At 36.8% G+C, this 18,934-nt stretch carries 12 protein-coding genes and 1 pseudogene; 9 read left to right on the plus strand and 4 right to left on the minus strand.

Annotation, left to right across the window (positions count from 1 at the left end; all coding sequences use genetic code 11):
* Nucleotides 1–65 precede the first annotated feature (65 nt).
* Nucleotides 66–539 carry a hypothetical protein gene (locus GH715_RS15655; protein ID WP_163578708.1) on the plus strand — a complete coding sequence of 158 codons (474 nt, stop codon included), beginning with the start codon at nt 66–68 and terminating at the stop codon, nt 537–539.
* Nucleotides 540–725: 186 nt separating this feature from the next.
* Nucleotides 726–1,796: a hypothetical protein gene (locus GH715_RS15660; protein WP_153836174.1), complete on the plus strand. Its 1,071-nt coding sequence runs from the start codon at nt 726–728 to the stop codon at nt 1,794–1,796.
* Nucleotides 1,797–2,347: 551 nt separating this feature from the next.
* Here the strand turns inward: GH715_RS15660 and GH715_RS21965 are convergent.
* Nucleotides 2,348–2,454 (minus strand): annotated as a pseudogene (locus GH715_RS21965) (IS200/IS605 family transposase); the annotation flags it as partial.
* Between the two features lie 214 nt (nt 2,455–2,668).
* Between GH715_RS21965 and GH715_RS15665 the strand changes: the two are divergent.
* Nucleotides 2,669–3,952, plus strand: a complete 1,284-nt coding sequence (locus GH715_RS15665) for a purine/pyrimidine permease (RefSeq protein WP_153836175.1) — start codon at nt 2,669–2,671, stop codon at nt 3,950–3,952.
* Nucleotides 3,953–3,976: 24 nt separating this feature from the next.
* Here GH715_RS15665 and GH715_RS15670 read toward each other — a convergent pair whose 3' ends face one another.
* From GH715_RS15670 to GH715_RS15680, 3 genes are read right to left on the minus strand one after another with little or no spacing between them, the layout of a single operon-like run.
* Nucleotides 3,977–4,924 carry a polysaccharide deacetylase family protein gene (locus tag GH715_RS15670; protein ID WP_153836176.1) on the minus strand — a complete coding sequence of 316 codons (948 nt, stop codon included), beginning with the start codon at nt 4,922–4,924 and terminating at the stop codon, nt 3,977–3,979.
* An 11-nt stretch (nt 4,925–4,935) separates the two neighbouring features.
* Nucleotides 4,936–6,312 (minus strand): glycosyltransferase family 2 protein, encoded by a 1,377-nt coding sequence (locus tag GH715_RS15675; protein ID WP_153836177.1) that lies wholly within the window; start codon nt 6,310–6,312, stop codon nt 4,936–4,938.
* The gene (locus tag GH715_RS15680) at nt 6,312–7,184 is read right to left on the minus strand and encodes a glycoside hydrolase family 16 protein (protein WP_153836178.1); all 873 of its coding nucleotides are present in this window, start codon (nt 7,182–7,184) and stop codon (nt 6,312–6,314) included. Before GH715_RS15680 ends, GH715_RS15675 begins: the two co-directional genes overlap by 1 nt.
* A gap of 324 nt (nt 7,185–7,508) precedes the next feature.
* Here GH715_RS15680 and gloA2 point away from each other — a divergent pair, with 324 nt between their 5' ends.
* The 6 genes from gloA2 (at nt 7,509) to GH715_RS15710 (ending at nt 18,845) form a co-directional block, all read left to right on the plus strand.
* Nucleotides 7,509–7,892, plus strand: a complete 384-nt coding sequence (gene gloA2, locus GH715_RS15685) for an SMU1112c/YaeR family gloxylase I-like metalloprotein (protein ID WP_153836179.1) — start codon at nt 7,509–7,511, stop codon at nt 7,890–7,892.
* 302 nt (nt 7,893–8,194) lie between these two features.
* On the plus strand, nt 8,195–9,169 hold the full coding sequence (locus tag GH715_RS15690; protein WP_153836180.1) for an NAD(P)H-quinone oxidoreductase: 975 nt from the start codon (nt 8,195–8,197) through the stop codon (nt 9,167–9,169).
* A 432-nt stretch (nt 9,170–9,601) separates the two neighbouring features.
* Entirely contained in the window at nt 9,602–15,469 is a 5,868-nt protein-coding gene (locus GH715_RS15695; protein ID WP_228760325.1) for a pullulanase, read from the plus strand.
* Between the two features lie 481 nt (nt 15,470–15,950).
* Nucleotides 15,951–16,808 (plus strand): D-amino-acid transaminase, encoded by an 858-nt coding sequence (gene dat / locus GH715_RS15700; protein WP_153836181.1) that lies wholly within the window; start codon nt 15,951–15,953, stop codon nt 16,806–16,808.
* A gap of 46 nt (nt 16,809–16,854) precedes the next feature.
* On the plus strand, nt 16,855–17,994 hold the full coding sequence (locus GH715_RS15705; RefSeq protein WP_153836182.1) for a hypothetical protein: 1,140 nt from the start codon (nt 16,855–16,857) through the stop codon (nt 17,992–17,994).
* Nucleotides 17,949–18,845, plus strand: a complete 897-nt coding sequence (locus GH715_RS15710) for a hypothetical protein (protein ID WP_163578709.1) — start codon at nt 17,949–17,951, stop codon at nt 18,843–18,845. The genes GH715_RS15705 and GH715_RS15710 overlap by 46 nt, the downstream gene beginning before the upstream one ends.
* Nucleotides 18,846–18,934: the final 89 nt, after the last annotated feature.

An 18,934-nucleotide genomic window follows, 5' to 3' on the forward strand; every position in this document is an offset into this window, starting at 1 on the left:
TAAATGCCAATTGCTACATTTTTAGTATGCCATAAACAACTAGGTTAAGTACTTTATTTGTGCTAATGTTGTTAGGATTGTTAGTGGGTAATTCTGTATATGCTAGCGATAGTGAAACATCACAAAATTTAGAAGTAGATGTTGATAGTGCTTGGGAAGATTTTGACAACGGAAATTCACCAAAAGTCGAAGAAGGTATTATAAGTTCAAGAGAGGATGAACCCGGAGAAATTTCTACTCAAGCCTTTAAAACTTTAGCTACTGGTAAAGTATCATTGTCTAGATCTTCAAATGAAATAACTGCTACTGCTACAACTACGCGTAAGTCTGCTCTAGTTAGTTTAAGTGCCACTGTAAGTATGCGAATTCCGGGCATGTCACCTATAGATGGATCCACAGATAAATCCTACATGTTTGGAAAGGCTGAATCTTCTGTATCAACAGAGACATCACATGACCAAGTTTATGAAGCTATCGGTATACATACTGCGAGTGATCACACAGGAATTTACGAACTCAGAACTTGGAATGCTGGTTAAGTCGAACTAGATGATATAATAGTTTATGCTTAACCTAAATGAGAAAACTTAAATTATAAATACGAGGTGTCTATTTTGGGCACCTCGTATTTATTATAATTATTACATTATAAGTCTTGTTGAATCATTTCATATATGTTATGAATTTGGATTGCTTTGATTTAAGAATATATGGAGGTTATCTTTATGAAATATAAAAAGCCTTTATATTTTATAATGATTATTATATTTGTGGTTGGAATTGTTGGATGTACTCCATCACGCACAGATATTGATAGTTTGAATAATAAAGATGATATAGTAGAGTTGAATGAAGGAGATAAGAGTGTAGAGGTATTGAATCGAATGGATTTAACTAAATCAAGCAATAGTCATACACGTAATAATTCTTCCTATAGATCCTATAAGGGTTTTATATTTGATGAGAATCACTTAGAGGTCATAAAGTTAAGAAATGAAAATGAAACATTTAAGTTTGTAAAGTTAGATAGTGATAACTCTACATTATCTGGTAAATTAAAATTTGAGAATAATACAAATGAAAGTATGCAAATTAGGTCTCTATTTTTACAAGGAAATAAAAATGTGAAAATTAAACCAATAAGTTTAGAAAGATGGAGCAAGGGTATTTTTTATGAAATTCCAGCTAAAACTTCAGTCAGTATTCAAATTGAAATTAATGTAAATAAAAATGACATGAATGAACTGACCTTTTTTCCTTTTGAGATGAATACTGATCCTGATTTTTATAACGGAATAAATATAGCTGCAAATCGCTATTATATGGAAGGTGAAAATAGTAATAGAGAAGATGAAGAAATAAGCAAACATTCATTTAATTTAACGGATGGCGAAGAGATGAAATATCCCACACCAGTCTGGGTAAATCAAGATAAAGAAGAGTTGGAACTCATAAATAAAAATGGGGCAATTTTATCAAAAGAAAAAATAAGGGCACTAAGGTTCGATGCAGTTCCTTACGATACTATTGTTGATATAATATTATTAGATGAATTTGGTAATACGGAAATACTAGAAGAGAATAAAGAATTAAAAAAAGATAAAAATAACTTTGTGGATTTTGGGGAGAATATCATAGATAATTTCTATGATAATGATGGTAATAGAAAATTTATTTTAGTTCTTAATAATCGTGAAAATGAAATGCTCTCAGACGTACTAGCTTTTGGGAATAAAAAGAGTCCATTTCCGACAAGTTTTCAAAGAATATTAGAGATATACCCTCTTGCTAAATAAAGTTTACACCGGCAGAATTTATTACAAGTGTAGTTAATTGTCTTCTCGAAAAATGATAAATAGGTATATTATATAAAAACAGTAGAAGAAATTATACATAGTTTGAAAAATCTGTGGGAGTGTGTAATAAAAGCTGTGTAAGTATGAAATGCGGTTTGGTCCCGCATCCATTAGTATAAAGGTGGTTTTCATAACCTTTCTCCGTTTTTTCAATATGCCAAACATCTACGTGCCTATCTTTGATTTCTAAAAAATCTATGATAAGATAGTTTTGCACTCATATCCCTCTCCTTCGTCTATTTTGTCGCGATTATAGAGTAACAGAAGAGGGAGTATGAGTGTATTTTTTGCTTCTTTAGCAACTTCCATCAGTTCAAACTGAACCACATTTTGTATAGAGCCATTTTATCTAGGTGCATAAATCAAAACCACCAGTGTGAACTGGTGGTTTGCTCTGCGGCTGAAACTCTTTGTTGCCGCCTCGGCCTTAAAGCCCCACCGAACGGTTCTCCCTCTTGCACCACACTCACTCACTGATTCTAGAGAATCTCTTATTTCTTTTTTTGTTGACCTGTAAGTGGATCATACTCTTCGAATAATGTTCTTTAAGCTGATTTCTAATGTATTCTTGTATTTGCCTTCTATTCCTCTTCGCCGTACCAGTCCCTCCACCTATCTGGATAAGAAAATTTTTCGTATATAAAGTTAAGTCAAACTATACAGAAGATCAAAATAACTGCCAATGTTTTTCTGAAAATTTAAATTTTTTGGATTTTAAATGGAAGTTTCGTTCACCATATCAGCATTTTGTTAAAAAATCACACCCGTGATATGATATGTGAAGCGAAATAGATAGAGTAGGAGCGTTTATCTTGAATACACAAAAAATAGTTAAAACGTCAATGGAAACAATCCAGTGGTTTATCTTTCTTCTAGCAAGTTCAGTTGCTTTACCAATTGTAATAGGTGGGATATTTGAAATGAGTTTTGCTGAAATAGCTGGACTGATGCAACGGACTTTTTTTGTAGTAGGACTTGCATCTTTTCTGCAAAGTATCATTGGACATAAAATGCCGATTATGGAAGGACCTGCTGGGATTTGGATTAGTATTTTCTCGGTAATGGCCGCTACCGGCTTGCAAAATGGTAGATCACTTGATGGAACGCTTCAGTTATTACAAACAACGATGATATTAACTGGCATATTTTTGTTTATATTTGGTATTTTTAAAATTTCTCAATTCATTTTACCTATCTTTACACCACTTGTTACAGGAACTTTTTTCTTCCTGTTAACAGTGCAGTTAAGTGGCACCTTTTTGGAAGGAATGCTAGGTTTGCAAGGTGAATCGAGCAATATTCAAGTGAAAGAAGCATTGATTGCTACGTTTATCTTTTTAGTAGTTTTGGGTTTATCCTTTTTTGCTAAAGGATGGTTGAAAAATTATTCGATGTTCATTGGGATATTGATTGGATGGATCATTTTTATTCTTGTCGAAGGGGAAGCACCTGTTATTGGGGATGTACAGCTGTTTGCATTGCCAGACGTGTTCGCTTTTGGTATGCCAAGTTTTAATATTAGCGTGATTCCGATTGCATTGTTAATCGCAGTGATATTACTTTCGAATATGATTGCATCGGTAGTTGCGGTTGATCAAGTATTGGGAAATGAAGGGAAGGACCGCCGTAAGGAAATTAATCATGGGACAGCAGTTTTTGGTATCAATCACGGCTTATCAGGCGTTTTCTCTTCGATTGCTAATGTGCCGTTGTCTACTTCTGCTGGGTTTATTGGCTTAACAGGGCAAAAACGAAAAGCACCGTTTATCTATGCATCCTTTTTGTTAATATTGTTTGCCTTTTTCCCGCCTATTGTTGCTTTTATCTCGGCGATTCCGGCACCTATTGCAAATGCAGCGTTAATGGCATCTTTTGTCCAGCTTGTTGGCTTGGCGATACGCAATGTCACGATCCAGCCATTGGATAATAGAAGAATGACAATCTTAGGAGTTGCTTATCTGATTGGAATGGGGACTATGTTTCTACCATCAGAGGTGTTCTCAGAATTTCCACTACTTATACAGAACATTATGAGTAATGGTCTCCTAGTAGGGACAGCACTTGTTATCCTTCTTGAGCAATTATGGCGTGAGTAGAAGGGGAAAAGGACGGGACTACAATTAAGTATCTCCGTCCTGTAATCCAATTTTTTCTTTGAAGTCTATGATGGTTTCATGAGGATAAACTTCTTTTCTCGGAATTTGATAGATGTCTGTGCCTGGTCGGACAGTTTCAGGAACGACGGTGAAAGCCATGTTGAATCCTAGCTTTTGGAATAACTGAATGTTGTTTTCATCAAATGCTCCGTAAGGTGAGGCAAATGCTTGTGTGTTGCCATCGAGGTTAATGATACTTGTTTCTAAATCTTTGCGTACCAACTCATCCGGTTTTCCGATTAAATAAGCGGTGTGATCGTCCATTCTTTTATGAAAATTATAAGTATGGCTTTCGAATTCAAATACATCACATGTATTTTGTATATCTTCAACACTGAGATATTGGTACTTACCAGGTTCATATTTTGCATCATACAAATTGACTACCCCGGTAATAACAAAGCTGACTCCTGTAAAGCCATGTTCACGAAGAATTGGAGCCACTTCCAGAGCATTGTCCTTAAAACCGTCATCAAAAGTCAGGACAATGCTGTGTTTGGGCACATCTATTTTTCCTTCAATAAATGCTTCTAATTCCTTTAAGGTAAGTGTTGTAAATCCCTCATTCTTTAACAATTGCATTTGCATATCAAATTCAGATTTCAGCATTACTGTAGAGACTAAATCACCATTTGTTTCAAGGTGAATATCATCAATTTGATCTTCTTCGATCACGCGGTGATACATTAATACAGTGACTTGCTTTGCTTTATCTTCATCTGAAACATGGAATTGTCGCATTTCATTTCGCCAATTTTGACATTCCAGGATATCAAACCCTTTATCTGCAGGAAAAATATCATTCTCATATAACGCACGTGAGACGTCATCATAATAAAGATTAATAATAAGTGAAAACAGCCCTAAAAAAATCACGGTAAATATGATATTAAATAGATGTTTACGAATCATATGCCACCCTCCTATATTGCATGTTTGTCTTGTCTAACTTCGATAGGAATTGAATGTTGACTATTACCGACCCGTTTAGAAACGTGCCAGCTGTTTTTGTTTCTGAAATACATAAACGTGCCCGTTATAACGAACAGCAAGCCCATCAAACGGTACGTAATAGTTTCGAAAGGAATAAAAACAATTAATTTTTTTAAATGTTTATTAGAATAAATTATTCCAAATCGCTCTCCGACAATAATGGTCACGATACTTTGATAGATGGAAAGAAAGATAGTTACCGAGAACAGAGCCACAGCTACCATGTAATGATTGCTGTTTATAATAAGAGCAATGGGTATTAACATAATTGGAAATACATTCAATGTTCCTAATAGTAATGACTCAAAGATGAAAAAGAAGGATAGACGAAATCCTAATTGACGAAAAAATGATTTTTTAAAATAGAAGACACAATCAACAAATGCTTTTTGCCAGCGAATTCTTTGCTTATAAAGTTCACTAAAGGATTCAGGACATTCGGTGTAGCATATTGCATGGGGAATGAATGCTAATTTGCTATTTCGATAGTTTTTATTTGTCTTTATTAACCTGTGCATTTTTAGTGTAATATCCATATCTTCTCCAACTGTTTTGCGATATCCATTAACATCAAATAAAGCTTGTTTTCGAAACGCCCCGAAAGCACCAGCAATAACTATAATAGAATTAAGTTTTGCTTGCGTTAATTTGTGTAAATAAAATGCGGTCATATATTGAACAATTTGATAACGAATGATTCCTTTCAGTTTAAAGGTGGGTTTAGGCTTTAAAATACTGCCGAGAAAACCTTGTTTAATTTGAACCATACCACCTGCAGCGATGATGTCCTTATCTGCAAATGTTGTGTTGATCGCATTTAGAGCATTTGGATCCAGTATGCTATCGGCATCCAATGTTACTACAATTTCCTTAGCGGCATATTCAGTTCCTGTGTTTAATGCATCAGCTTTACCACCGTTAACTTTATCAATTAGATATATTTTTGGAAATAGTTCGGAATGATAGATATCTTTAATCTCTTGATGTGGTATTTTGACAGCTGGTAATTTTTGAAATGTTGGCCTGAGGTCTAAATGTTTTTTTAAGATTGCTAATGTATTGTCGTTTGACCCGTCATTTACAAAAATGATTTCATAATTGTGATATTGTAAATTCACAATCCCTTCCAGACAGTTTAGGATAATTTTTTCTTCATTATAAGCTGGTATAATAACAGTAATTCCTTTTTCTTGATTTAATCTAGTAGCTTTCTGTTTCTTGCTGACGGCGTATAGTGGATAGAGTATATACAGTAATTGAAAAAAGATATAGAATAAGAATAAAACAAGGGTAATTTTCAATAGCATTACTGGTTCGCTCCTTTTTGTTGATAGACTCTAATGTAATCTACTTCAAATACTTGAGGGAAAACCGTTGTATCATCAGGACTACCTGGCCAATCTCCACCAATTGCAGTGTTCAGATATAAATACATATCTTCTTGAGGGATCGATTGAGTGGATTGAAATCTTTCTTTGTCATCAATTAACCAGGTGATTGAGCCAGGTTTCCATTCAATCGAAAAAGTATGGTAGTCCTGTGAATAATCATCACCTACAAAGTGGTCAGCGTTACTTTTTAGCTGTTGATCTTCATTTAACCAATGTTGTACCATCCAAATTTCATTCGGCTTGTGCCCCAGCATTTCCATAATATCGATCTCAGGTAACCAGGTGTTGTCGATATTTGGCATCATCCAAAAAGCTGGGAAGATACCTTGTCCACTTGGTAGTTTCGCTCGCATTTCTACTTTCCCATATTGGAAATAGAATTTGTCTTTGGAATGAATCGCTGCCGATGTGTATGATCGCCCCTTATATCTTTGTTTTTTACTGATAAGTTGCAATTTGCCATCTGAAACCTTGATATTATCTGGTGTATAAAATTGCAGTTCATTGTTTTTTTGAGCAGCCCAATTTTCGATGTTCCAAAGATCTGGATCTAACTGTTTTTGATTAAATTCGTCTTGCCAAACTAAACTCCAACCATCCTCTATGTATTTGTTTTTTATTGATAATTGTTTGGTAAAACTGTCGATCTGGTTTGACTTATGAGTGTTTAATCGATAGTCATAAACGGATGCTTTGGTCGCCTCAACTTGTGAATAATGATTCGCTGTAGGAAGACCTGGTAGTATAATTAGCAATAGAACGAAAATATAAATGGTGAATTTGTTCATCGTTATCACATCCATATTGATATGTTATATATAGAACGGGTTCAAAATAATTCGCGCTTTACGTTCTTTATAAAGAACTTAATTAAGTATAGTCTATTTTACCTATAAAGAAAAACCTCAAAAACGTTCTTTTTAAAGAAAATTAAGTTGTTTATGTTCTTTTTATAGAACAAATCGTTTGCTTGCTTACGATTTCATCAATTTTTGCCATTTAAAAGGTTTTCTCTGTTATTGTGAGGAATATTTTGTGTACAATAGGATCAATGATTCGTTTGTTAAGAAAACGTCGATAAAATCACTTACTTTAACAGGGAGCGTGTTGTTATGTTTAGAGACATTCATCATATTGCGGTAATCTGCTCTGATTACCATGTTTCGAAAGATTTCTATGTTAATAAGTTAGGACTATCGATCATAAAAGAGGTATATCGGGAAGAACGTAATTCTTATAAACTAGATTTGGCTTTACATGATAGATATGTGATGGAGCTCTTTTCTTTTCCGGATCCACCGGAGCGCCCTAGCTTTCCAGAGGCATGTGGATTAAGACATCTCGCTTTTTCGGTGGAGGATGTAGAAGAGACTGCAGCAGTTCTCGAAGAAAAGGGGATACCAGTAGAAAAAATAAGAGTAGATCCAATCACAAATAAACGCTTCACTTTTTTTCAAGATCCGGATCAGTTACCTATTGAGATTTATGAATGTTAGCGAGAAAACGCATTGCTTTAGTGATGTGAGGTGGATGAGGTATAATATATAATGTATCTCGTAAAGATACAAACTGGATAATAAGGAGCGGTCATATGAAGTTTCTTTCACGAATATTTCGCAGGAAAAATTGTGGTGTTTGTGGGAAGAAGCCTGTTAAACCAAGTTTTTACTACAATGACAAGGATGAAAAAATCCCGGTTTGTTATAAATGTGTAGAATATGCAGAACGAAGAGCATATCGAAAAGCGTAGAGTAAGCTGCTCAACGTTTTTAAAGTAACCTTTACAAGGAGGATTAATATGAAAGGAATTATAGCAGAAAAACCAGGTGGAGCAGAACAATTAATTTATGCAGAAATGCCTGAGCCGACATTAGAACCTGGTGACTTATTAATTGATGTCCGAGCTACAGCGGTAAATCGAACAGATATTTTAAATCGTGAAGGCAGATTAGGTTATGCTAATAATCCGATTATAGGTGTAGAGGTAGCTGGTGAAGTTGCAGAATCTAACGGTCATCCAGATTTTAAAAAAGGTGACAGAGTCATGGGATTAGTGAATGGTGGCGGATATGCTGAGAAAGTAGCTATGCCAGCAGACCGAGCTATGAAGATGCCTGATGCCTTAAGTTTTGAAGAGGCAGCTGCAATTCCAGAAGTATTTTTAACAGCTTATCAAACCTTATATTGGATCGCTAATTTACAAGAAGCTGAAACTGTTTTGATTCATGCAGGAGCAAGTGGAGTAGGCACAGCTGCCATTCAATTAGCTAAAGTGATGTCCAATGCTCAAATAATTACAACGGCAGGTTCAAAAGAGAAATTGGACTATTGCCACAAATTAGGTGCTGATACAGTGATTAATTATAAGGAACAGGATTTTGCTGAGGAAGTATTACAAGCAACTAACCAAAAGGGTGTCGATGTAATCCTTGATTTTGTGGGAGCAAGCTATTGGGAGAAAAATTACAAGAGTATTGCTGTCGATGGCAGATGGGTATTGATTGGTGTACTGGGCGGTAGTACAGTAAATCAGGTGAGCCTGATGGATATAATGGCAAAAAGAATTCAATTAACAGGGACATTACTGACGCCAAGAAGTGACGAATATAAAGCAGAACTAAGCAAAGATTTTATTAGCAAGGCATTCACCTATTTTGAACAGGGAAAAGTCCGACCAGTAGTCGACATTACTTTTCCAATTACTGAAGCTGCTGAGGCTCATCAATATATGGAGGCGAACAAAAATATTGGTAAAATCACTTTGAAAGTCTGAGTTATAGGACGAATTTGAGCCACAAGTATTTTTTATTATTTGTGCTTGCATATCATGGAAAAATGTGAAAAATAGATTAGTGAAGTGAATGACAGATAAAAAAAGTTCCGATTATCGGAACTTTTTTGTATTAGGTCAGAAAGATCAAAATTGTAATCATTGGCTTCGATAAATGTTTATCAGGGAAACCTAGCATTATTTTATATATGCATTTCCCTGACAGTTTCATGTAACTGTTTTTTGATTTTATATTTATATCTCAGTATCAATGGTTGCGTTTTCATTTTTAGTGTTGTATTCTTATAAAGAAAACGATTGCACTATCTTTAATAAAATTATGTGCAATTTTTTTTGGAATAATTACGCAAACGTTTTCGCAGAGATGTATTAGTTTTGCGCGGATATTGCACAAAAAAGAGGAGGAATGATTGGTTGGCTAGTAAAAGAACAAGAAAACCGTTAGTGCTTTTGATGGTGGTAGTTATGTTTTTTAGTTTATTTACTGGATTTGCTCCGAGTCAGTCACTTCAAGCAGAAGGAAATGATTCAGACTCCATTGAGGATGGTCACTTGCGTATTCATTATGATTATGCTGATTATGAACTTAACAACATTGGTGTTTGGTTATGGGGAGATGTAACAACTCCATCAGACAAGGCAAATGAATGGCCGAATGGGACTTGGTTTGCAGATGGTGGAACAGATGAATATGGTGCGTATGTAGATGTTGAAATCAAACAAGATGCAGCCAACATTGGACTTGTCGTGAATAACCGAGCAGGTGAAAACCTGACAGATGATATCTCGATTGATATTCTATCCGAGCAAATGAACGAGGTATGGCTTACAACTGATGGTCAAGTGTACTTTTATGAGCCGGGAGATTTAGAAGAAAATGTATTAAGGGTTCATTTTGCTACAGATGCAGACTCCCATGAACCATGGGGAGTATGGACTTGGGGGGACGTAATCGATGCGTCGGAAACATGGCCAACGGATGCTCAGCCTTTTTTAGATCAACAAATCGGACCATATGGAGCATATGTTGATATTCCACTGATAGAAGACCCTGGTTCTATTGGCTTTCTGCTTGTGAAAAGGAATGATTCGGGTGAGCAGACTACCGATATGAGCTTTGATGATCTGGACAATCATCGTCAAATTTTCTTAAAAGAAGGTGTCGAAGGATATTTTACTAATCCTTATTATGCCTCGACAGAAGAGGTGGAAGAGGAACCGGAAGAAAGTGAGGGGGAGCATGATATCAGCGTAGAAGGCTCGGTAAATCGTGATTTTACGTATAATGAACATGCGGTGCTTTCGCTAGACATAACCAATCATTCAGAGAAAGAAATCGACTCTATTTATGCAGATACAACAGCTTTAGGTGGTGAGGAACGTCTTACGATTTCACCAGCGTTAAACGAGGTCACTTTATCTGTCCGGCACGATGTCGAACCTGGTGAAAAAATAATCCCAGTAACAGTAGTGGACGAAGATGGTGGTGCTTATCAAACAAAAGTAACTGCTACAGTTAATGAACGAGATGTTTCAACAAGTAATCTCGATTGGGATGAATCAGTCATCTATTTTATGTTAACAGATCGTTTTTATGACGGTAATCAAGCCAATAATGACCCTTATGGTTTAAACTATGACAGTTATGATAATGATCGTGGGACCTATCAGGGTGGCGACTTTAAAGGAGTTATGGATAAGTTAGATTACTTAGAGGATTTAGGTGTTAATACCATTTGGATTACACCGATTGTAGAAAATATTGGATATGATGTGAATTATAATACGTCTGAAGGATCCTATTTCGGATACCACGGTTACTGGGCGAATAACTTTGAGGAATTAAATCCACATCTTGGAACAATAGAAGAATTTCATGCACTTATAGACGCAGCTGCTGATCGAGATATGAAGATTATGGCAGATGTTGTATTAAACCATCCTGGTTATGGCTTAAAAGAATCGTTAACAAATGCGCCTCCTGGCTATCCAACTGATGATGACCGAGCTCGTTTTGATGGAATGTTACGTGATCGTTCCGGTTCCGGTGATGAAAAAATGGAGTTATCTGGATTACCGGATTTCAAAACAGAAGAAGTGCAAGTTCGTGAACAGCTTGTCGAATGGCAAAAGAATTGGATTTCAAAATCTACAACAGCAAACGGGAATTCATTAGCCTATTATCGTGTTGATACGGTGAAGCATGTCGATGGTACAACATGGCAGCATTTCCGTAATGAATTAACCAAGGAAAAGCCGGATTTTCAACTGATTGGCGAAGCATGGGGAGCGGGTCAACACGATGATCAAGGTTATCTTCGTTCCGGAATGATGGATTCCCTATTAGACTTTGAATTCAAAGGAACAGCTACCGATTTTGTTAATGGTAATCTGGAAAGTGCCAACGAAACACTGATCGCAAGAAATCAAACGATTGATAACACTGCGATGCTTGGTCAATTTCTGGGTAGTCATGATGAAGACGGCTTCTTATACAACCTTGGAGGTGACGAAGGGAAATTCAAGGTTGCAGCATCTTTACAGATGACAGCAAAAGGACAGCCAGTTATCTATTATGGTGAAGAATTAGGTCAATCAGGTGCGAATAACTGGCCGGAATATGACAATAGGTATAATTTAAATTGGGAAAGTGTCGAAGGCAATCAAATATTAGCTCACTATCAATCGCTTTTATCCTTCCGGGAGGATTATTCTGATATTTTTGCAAAAGGAACACGACAGAAAGTAACGGGTTCTGATCAGGAACAATTCCTCGTTTTTGAACGTGCTTACCAAGGTGACAATATCTATGTCGGTTTAAATGTTGCGGATAAATCACAAAGCGTAACCCTAAAAGTAGATCAAGCATCAACAACCATAACAGATCATTATCAAGATAAAACATATCAAACGACAGAAAACAATGCAGGCGAATTTGTGATTACAGTAGATATCCCTCCTATCGATGATGGCGGCACGATTTTGCTAACTGTCAACAATGGAAATATTCTTTCTGGTGAAGCAGCGGAAGAACCAAGCGGACAGCCAGAAATAGAGGAAATACCAGAGGGGCATTTACGTGTCCATTTCCCGGGAAATAACGAAAGTTTTGACGATTTAGGATTATGGGTTTGGGAAGATGTAGCAACCACATCAGAAGATAGAGGAACATGGCCGAATGGAGCTTTTCCATTTGAAGGGGAAAATCAAACAGAATATGGTCGATTTGTTGATGTGGAATTAGAAGAGAACGCAGAACAAGTAGGAATGCTCATTAATCATACAAATGGTGACAATCTATCTGGTGATATCATGGTTGACATTCTTTCACCGGATATGAACCAGGTTTGGATTACAGAGGATTATCAAGTTTTTTATTATGAACCACTTGATAATCAAGGGGAGATTCGTGTGAATTTCTATCAGGAGGAAGATTCTTATCAGGATTTTGGGCTTTGGACGTGGGGAGATGTTACCCAACCTACAGATAATTGGCCGGATGGTGCCCATTCTTTATCCGATCAACGAATGGGAATGAAAGGATCTTATGTAGATCTTCCCTTAATTGAGAAACCGAGTCAAATCAGCTTCCTTTTCTTAAATAAAGAAACCGATTGGCAGTCTGAAGATTTTACGTTTGAAGATTTGGCTGATCATAGTCAGATATTTGTCCGAAAAGGCGACAATACCGTTTATACGAATCCTTACTTTGTTAATGAAGAAGGATTGGTACATGCAGAGGTATTGTCAGACCAAAAAATAGAACTCAGATTTACATCTTTAGCTGGGTTATCAGAAGAAATTCTAGCTGAGAATTTAGAAGTGAAAGACATAGAGAATTCTGAGGTACCGGTAGAGTCGATCAATATTGCTGAAGAGGACAACCTTGTGACCGTCAACGGGGATTTTGATCTGGGAAAGGCACCTTTTACGATCACACATCAGAACGATAGTGTCATTGCATCGATCGGCTGGCGCTTAAAGGATGAAATGTATGGTTATGATGGTGAGTTAGGCTTAGAAGTTCATGATCAAACCAATGTGAGTTTGAGAGTTTGGTCACCAAGTGCAGATCAAGTCTCTGTTGTCCTTTACGATAAAGACGATCCGAAGCAAATTGTAAAAGATGATATCGAGATGACACGTGGTGAAAAAGGAATATGGGAAGTAGAGTTAAACCAAGACAATACAAATTTAGATAACTTAATCGGTTACTATTACCATTTTGCTATCGAACGAGATGATGAAACTGTTTTAACATTGGACCCATATGCAAAGTCCATGGCAGCATGGAATAGCAGTGATTCGGATAGTGGTGTTGGTAAAGCTGCCATTGTAGATCCGAGCGCTATCGGACCAGAATTGGACTATGCGGATATTGAAGGATATGAGAAAAGGGAAGATGCAATCATTTATGAAATCCATGTCCGTGACTTTACTTCCGATCCAAGTATCGATGAAGAACTAGAGTCTAAGTTCGGAACATTTGCTTCCTTTGTCGAAAAGCTGGATTATATCGAAGAACTCGGTGTCACTCATATTCAACTCCTGCCTGTCATGAATTATTACTTTGCTAATGAATTAGATAAAGATCAACGACTACTAGACTATTCTTCAGAAAATAATAACTATAACTGGGGATATGACCCGCACAGCTATTTCTCTTTGTCTGGTATGTATTCTGAAGACCCGGCAGACCCGGAAAAGAGAATAGAAGAATTCAAGCTGCTCATTGACGAGATTCATAGCCGTGGAATGGGAGTTATAATAGATGTCGTTTACAACCATACAGCACAAGTTCATATATTCGAAGATTTAGAACCAAATTATTATCATTTTATGAATGCAGATGGAACACCGCGGGAAAGCTTTGGTGGCGGCCGCTTAGGTACCACCCATAAAATGACTAGACGAATTTTAGTTGATTCGATCAGCTATTGGGTGGAAGAATTTAAAGTAGATGGCTTCCGTTTCGACATGATGGGGGATCATGATGCAGAGAGTATTCAAATCGCATATGATGAAGCTCAAGCACTTAACCCGAATATTTTGATGATTGGGGAAGGTTGGAGAACGTTTGCTGGAGACGAAAGCTACCCGGATGTTCAACCTGCTGATCAAGATTGGATGCAAGATACCAATAGTGTGGCATCCTTCTCAGATGAATTCCGTAATGAATTGAAATCTGGCTTTGGCAGTGAAGGACAACCACGTTTTCTCACTGGCGGAGCACGACAGATACAAACAATTTTTAACAATCTAACAGCAAATCCAGCTAATTTCATCGCTGATGATCCAGGGGATGTTGTGCCTTATATTGCAGCACATGATAATTTAACCTTACATGATGTCATTGCCCAATCGATAAAAAAAGACCCGAAAGATCATGCCGAAGAGATCCATAGTCGTATTCGGTTGGGGAATCTGATGGTTTTAACTTCACAGGGGACACCTTTCATTCATGCTGGACAGGAGTATGGACGCACCAAACAGTTCCGACATGAAGATTACCAAAAAGAAGTAGAAGAGCCGCCATACAAATCAACATTCTTAACAAGTGAAAATGGTGAGCCTTTTGAATATCCGTATTTTATTCATGATTCCTATGATTCGACAGATGCGATCAATAATTTCGAATGGGAAAAGGCGACAAATCGAAAAGCATATCCAATTGAGACGACAACAGTAGCTTATACGAAAGGTTTAATCGAATTGCGTCGTTCAACAGATGCATTTCGTCATGCGACAATGGAAGAGGTTCGTGATAATGTGTCACTGGTCAAAGCTCCGGAAATAGCGGAGGAAGACTTGGTAATTGGATACCGTGTCGATGATTCAAATGGGGAAGAAACGTATTATGTTTTTGTTAATGCAGATAGTGAGGATCGACACCTTACATTGGCAGAAGATCTTACAGCAGGTGAAGTGATTGTCGATCGTGCTCAGGCAGGAACAACGACTATTACTGATCCAGAAGGAGTATCTGTTAGTGAAGATAGTATTAAACTCGCTCCATTAGCTTCAACAGTAATACGAATTACCAATCAAGAAGAACCGCCAACCGAAACAGATCAAGGGAATCATGCTGATGGAAATGGATCTAATGGTGAGTCGAATTCTTCAGAACCTGAAAGAGGTGAGGAATCAGCTGAGGATTCTGGTGATGTAGATCGCTCGGAATTACCAGACACAGCAACTAGCACATATAACTATCTTCTTTTCGGACTAATTCTACTTATGTGTGCGATAGGGATCCTAATTTATAAACGGAAAAAAGACTAGATCGTTAATTTACATGCTAAAAGATTAAAAAAGTGTAGCAAAAAAGGATGCGAGAAATGCCAGAATGGCAGCTCGCATCTTTTTGAAAAGGAAAGCATTTAACTAGCTCTGATAAATGTTGTAGAAAATAATTCAGCGGAGGCCGCCACTTCAACTCCTGTGGGAATCGTTTGAACTGAAGATCCACTTTTTTGAGCGGTTGTTGCTTGAAAAAGTTAGCTGAAGGACAGGATAAACCCCATGGAAAGGATAGTGGGCAACCGGAGCGATGGTTATACGTTCTATATAAGTCATAATGGCTTCTATACGAGTCGCAGATCAACTTAGCATTTAGTGATAAGGTCTGGGCGGGTTTTTAAATATCAGGAGAAGTCTCAACAATGATGCTCCCCTCATATAGAAGAACTTCAAATTTTTGTTTTCGTTCCGCTTTTTCCACGTATTCATATGTTAAAATAATACAACAAAGGGGGTAATGAAAATGACTGATTATATGTTGTGGAACCATGAAATTGTGGAGCGTAAAGCAGAAAATGCAATGGTTTCTTTTGAAGACCGTGGCTATCAATTTGGGGACGGTGTTTATGAAGTTATTCGAATATATGATGGAAAACTTCATGCTTTGGATTGGCACTTAGATCGTTTGTTTTATTCGATGGAACAGTTGGCAATTCGGGCACCATTTTCCCGATCTGAAATAAAGCAATTATTAAAGCAACTTACCGAAACAAATAAATTTACGGCTGATGGCAAACTCTATTTGCAAGTAACAAGAGGCATGCAGCCCCGAGATCATGTCTATATGGAAGAATTAGATGCGATTTTCTATGCGACGGTTGACTGTTTTGATCAGCCAGTAGAAATGTGGGAAAAAGGGGTAAAGGTTACATTGCAAGAGGATATACGCTGGCTCCGTTGTGATATTAAGTCATTGAATTTACTAGGTAATGTGCTTGCACGAACAAAAGCACAGCGCAATGGCTATCATGAACCGCTTTTTCATCGCGATGGCATTGTTCGGGAATGTGGTGCTTCTAATTTTTATATGATTAAAGATGGAGTGATACATACACATCCAACCAATAACTATATACTTGGTGGTATCACTAGGAAAAAAGTTCTGATGTTTGCTGAAGAATTAGCTATCCCTGTTGAAGAAAGAGAAATAACAGTAGAGGAATTGCAAGAGGCTGATGAATGTTTTCTTACGGCAACTCCTTTAGAAATAGTACCAATCACACAAATCGATCATCAACCTATTGATCATAATCAGATAGGGAAAATAACGAAAAGACTACAACAATATTATCGAAAACGAGTATATGATTTTCTAGAATAACGGGACATTTTCACTGTCCCGTTGATTCAATTGATGGAGGTTTATGATGCGTTGGTTCTTCTTTGTTTTGCTTTCGTTACTATTTATGTTTTCTCCTTTACAACAGGGATTGTATTTTGATTCGGATTTGTATATGGTACATATTTTCATTTACGTGCTTTCCTTTTTGTTGTTGCTAAGGGTGTTGTATGATCAGGATTTCACTACTTGGAATGATCTTATGTTTATCTTAATTATTCCAATATGCTATCTCATCTCATTAATTCAAGCTAAGCATCCCGAAGGTGCGTTTAACATGGTCTTTCGTTGGACTACTTATATTAGTTTTTTCTATTTATTGTATTGGAGTATCAACAAACATCCTAAAATAAGACAGCTTGCTCCTTATATTTATTATGCTACTGGTGTTCTGATTGCTTTCCATATGTTACTTAATCAATTCGGATTGTTAAATGATCCAGGAGCATTTATCAAAGATCGATTTGCTGGTGTCTTTCAATATCCGAATACGTTTGGCATGGTTATGGTTGCTTTCTATATGTTTGGGTTAGTTATGTTGCTTAATAAAAAGCAAAATGGGCGAGGAATATTTTTTTACGCTTTTCCGTTAACTGCTTTTATCGTAGCTTTTCTAGAATCCTATTCAAGAGGTATGTATCTTATTTTTCCGGTTGTCTGGTTGATCGGAGTTTGTTGTTTCTCGTTTCATCATCAATTACGGTATATTCTATATAGTATGATAACCATGTTGAGCGGAATGTTGGTATATATCCTGTTACAAAAAGGGAATATGTTTCTAACGGGTATCAGCAGCGTTGTCCTGTCTTTGTTATCCTTTTTGGTCATATGGTGGATTTATCAACTAGATTTAAACGTTGGACTGAAAAAGTTTCATCGAGGTATTTTACCTGTAATCGTCATATTTTTCGGTGTTCTGTTTGGTTTCGATCTAGCTAATCAAGGATTGATATATAAGCAACTGCCTGCCAATCTGCAAGAAAGGATGGCAAGTATTAGTGATAGTTCGACGGCAAGAGAAAGAGTGCTTATTGTAGAAGACGCAATGGAAGCGAGTTTGGATGCCCCTTTGATAGGGCAAGGGGGGAAGCATGGGAATCTATCTATCGTAATTATCAACAATTGCCTTATCAAGCTAAGAAAATACATAATGAATATCTCGAAATGATCATAGATATAGGTTATCCCGGATTCTTAATCACGATTAGTATTTTAGTTTATCTCATCCTGCGCATATGGCAAACGATGCGCTTTGCTGATGATAGATCGATTTATATTGCAATTTTATTAAGTTTAGCTACGATTTTGGCTCACAGCTTTATCGATTTTAATTTTGCATATGGATTTGTTGTTTTTATGATTTTCTGGTTAATCGCCATGGGTTTAAAAACATTAGCTGCACCAAAGCGACTGAAAAAATGGCCGCTCTATACATTAGGGATATATGCAGTCATTCTGTTATTTGCCTTAACCTTTGCTTATCGTTTTATGCAAGCAGATTTTTCTTATCAAAAAGCCATGAATACTGATAATCTAATAGCACGTGAACAGTATTTGGAGGAGGCAACAAGTTATAATCGGTTTGATACAGAATACTGGTATATGTTAAGTGATACATTAACCAATCAAAAGGACAAAAGGAAGACAAAAAATGCGATATATCAAATGGTGGCGTTGGAACCGATGAATTCGCAAGTGATCTATCAATCCGGCGTATTACTAGAAAAAATGAATGAAAAAAGGGATGCATTATATCAATATCGGAATGCGTTAGAATTGGACCCATTTGATTGGAGAATATATCAAGGGATTATCTCCCTTTCCGTTGACATGGCTGAGGAACATGAAAGTAATAGGTATGAAAAGATTGCGATCGCAACCTATGACAGGATGTTAAATCAATATGAGCAATTTGAAAAGAACCCCATTGGACAAGATCACAATAGGCGCGGATTCGAAATGACGGATGCCATAGAGGAAGATATAGTGAAGGCGAAAACCTTTCTTTCTCATGAATAACGAGTGATCAGTTGTGGTAGCATTAACTAAAAATATCGAGTAGTTATACCTAGTACGTCCTTTCGTTATGGAGTAATTGTAGAAGCCTA

Source organism: Gracilibacillus thailandensis, from assembly GCF_010994055.1.
In the GTDB taxonomy this organism is placed as follows: Bacteria; Bacillota; Bacilli; order Bacillales; family Amphibacillaceae; genus Gracilibacillus; species Gracilibacillus lacisalsi.